Genomic DNA, 2,337 nt, shown 5'->3' with positions numbered 1-2,337 from the left:
GCGCGACGTGGGCGACGAGGCCCGGGACGAGATTGTCCGGGCATGTCGGGTGCAGGGCCATGGTAAGGAGAAGGTCATGGTGCAGTTCAGGACGCTCCGATTCGAGGTACCGGCCGGCTTCGGACGTCATCAGCCGCCGGAAGATATGTGCGGGCAACTCTCGGTCCTGGAGCAGGAGCCACGACGCGTCGCCTTCTGATGCCACCTGCAATTTCGCCGCGTTGGGGCATGCAGGATTCTGCAATGCGGCGTTTCGTACGCTGTGGCCCGGATGATCCGTGGCGATCCAGCCGACGAGAAGACTGTCGCGACTCTCCCGCGCACACCGCACGGCCGCACGATATTCGAGCGTCTCGTCAAGTCCGTAGCTGACGCCGGGCATATTCGGTAGAGCATCCAGGGTGAAACGGCAGAAGTTTCCGGTGGTCATGGATCGTTCCGTCATCTGTTCGGCATCACGAAGAGTGATCCCGAACCGGACTTCCAGTTCTTCAAGTGCGCCCGGCATTCCGACATGGTCGAGGTTCTGCCCAATGGTGTTGAGGACGCGTTGAGCGTCCCACGTTGCCGAGCACACCATTTCGCTGTAGCCCGTTTCATGATCGGTCGACCACGTCGCAATGACGGATACGAGCTCTCCTGGTCCCTGGCGGGAGGTGAGTTCGATACTGTTGATATTCAACGTCATTCGAGTTTCGACATCGGGTCCGCGGAAGCCGAGGTCGAGATACGCGGCGGTCCAGTCGGTCACCGGCTTCTTCCTCATGCCGCGGACTGCTCGAGTGAGAGCGAGGCCACGATGTTGTCGGCGATGAGCCGACGCGCAGGCTCGGGCACGCACGCCTCATGGTTGCGCCTCGCTGATACGGCCAGCCGGTCCGCGATCTCGTTGAGGGGATGGCCGGCGTGGGCCCTTACCCACGAGATCCGCACTTCGCGACCGCGCAGCAGGCGCCGGATATTCTCGACGACCGCGATTACTTCACCGTCACACTCCGAGATGAGCTGAGAGCGCTCCATCCGCAAGCAGGCGATGGCATCACGGCTATCAGTGAGGATGTGCAGCTTGCGATCACGGTAGCCCGTGACGGCCAACTCGATTGCGAGCAGTTCGCCCGCGAGAATGGAACGCGTCTGGGGATACACCTTCTGACGGTGACGGCCTTCGTTGCTGACACACGCGGCACCGACACCTCGGCGTCGTGCGCACTTCGACGCATCGGTGGCCACGACGAGCTCGGGCCGTGCGTCGAGGTGTGCGAGCTCGCGTTTCTCGTAGTCGGACCGCAACGCCGCGACGTGGTCACTGATCGAGGTCGAGGCATTCTCGACCAGCGCGATGAGCCGTCCGCGGACGCCCTCGATCATGCGAATGGCGGGGAACGATTCCGCAACCAGCGTGAGTTCGCGTCGAAGACCGGCGTCGGTGATGTGCAGGAAGGCGCTGGCGCCGCTCTTCGACGTCGCGTCGACAAGGTAGGCGAACGCGTCGAGCCCGGCCGAGTACCGCGACGCCGTCGTCGAGCCGGGCTGCCGGAACAGCACGGTGTCGGTGATTCCGTCCTTCTCCCACGCCACAGATGCATAGGTGACGCACTCGGTTGGGGTGTTGGTCTGACGAATGTGTATGGCGGCGAGCATGTGGTTCTCCCTCGTTCGTGATGTTGAGAACGACAATGGCACCGCCAACGAACGAACGCTGCGCGTGCAGCGATAAGGGGGGTTATCACGAGTCATGATCGGAAAGTCAGCCCCATGGGCTACATTACCGAGACTGATGTTGCGAGACACTACGGAAGGGGTGCGACACACATGTCCGATGACGAGCCGGTGTCCACCCTACTGCTGAGCAAACCCGACATCGCCGCGCTGGCGCGGGTGCAGCGACCTGTGGTGTCGATGTGGGTGCAGCGTTACCGCACGAGCAGTGCGCCATTCCCGGCCCCCGTGGTGACGCGTGGACGGGAGGAACTGTATCTCGGGACCGAGGTTGTCGACTGGATCCGTTCGAGGAACCTGGGCAACAGTGACAGCCTGGCCGAGGACCTGGCTATCCACGCCGCGCTGGATCATCGTTCCGAGCTGGATGCGGACATCGTGTTCCATGGCGTCACGGCCTTGCTGTGTATGAAGTCGATGCTGGGGGGTCAGCTCTCCGAATTCGATGCCGACGACCTGCTTGATGAGGCAGACGGGTTGGATCCCGACGACGAGTTCTTGTTCTCGGAAATCACTGCTCTCGGCGATCACCTGCACGTGTTCGCTCTCTACGTCGATCAGATGGCGGACGCGGCGTATACCCCGACGCAGGCGTTCGAATCGCTGATGGCGCAACGC

2 protein-coding genes and 1 pseudogene are annotated in these 2,337 nt (G+C 62.5%); 1 reads left to right on the top strand and 2 read right to left on the bottom strand.

Going from position 1 to position 2,337, the window contains the following annotated elements:
• Both WAW17_RS02240 and WAW17_RS02235 read right to left on the bottom strand, forming a co-directional pair.
• The coding region (locus tag WAW17_RS02240; protein ID WP_422331393.1) for a hypothetical protein at positions 1-751 on the bottom strand (751 nt) is incomplete at its 3' end.
• 11 nt (positions 752-762) lie between these two features.
• On the bottom strand, positions 763-1,641 hold the full coding sequence (locus WAW17_RS02235) for a ribonuclease H family protein (RefSeq protein WP_422331392.1): 879 nt from the start codon (positions 1,639-1,641) through the stop codon (positions 763-765).
• 171 nt (positions 1,642-1,812) lie between these two features.
• Here WAW17_RS02235 and WAW17_RS02230 point away from each other — a divergent pair.
• A pseudogene (locus WAW17_RS02230) lies at positions 1,813-2,337 on the top strand (hypothetical protein); the annotation flags it as partial.

Source organism: Rhodococcus sp. (in: high G+C Gram-positive bacteria) (assembly GCF_049286785.1).
GTDB lineage: Bacteria > Actinomycetota > Actinomycetes > Mycobacteriales > Mycobacteriaceae > Rhodococcus_F.
Note: the sequence above shows the minus strand (reverse complement) of the source record. Positions and strands in the feature narration are given on the sequence as shown.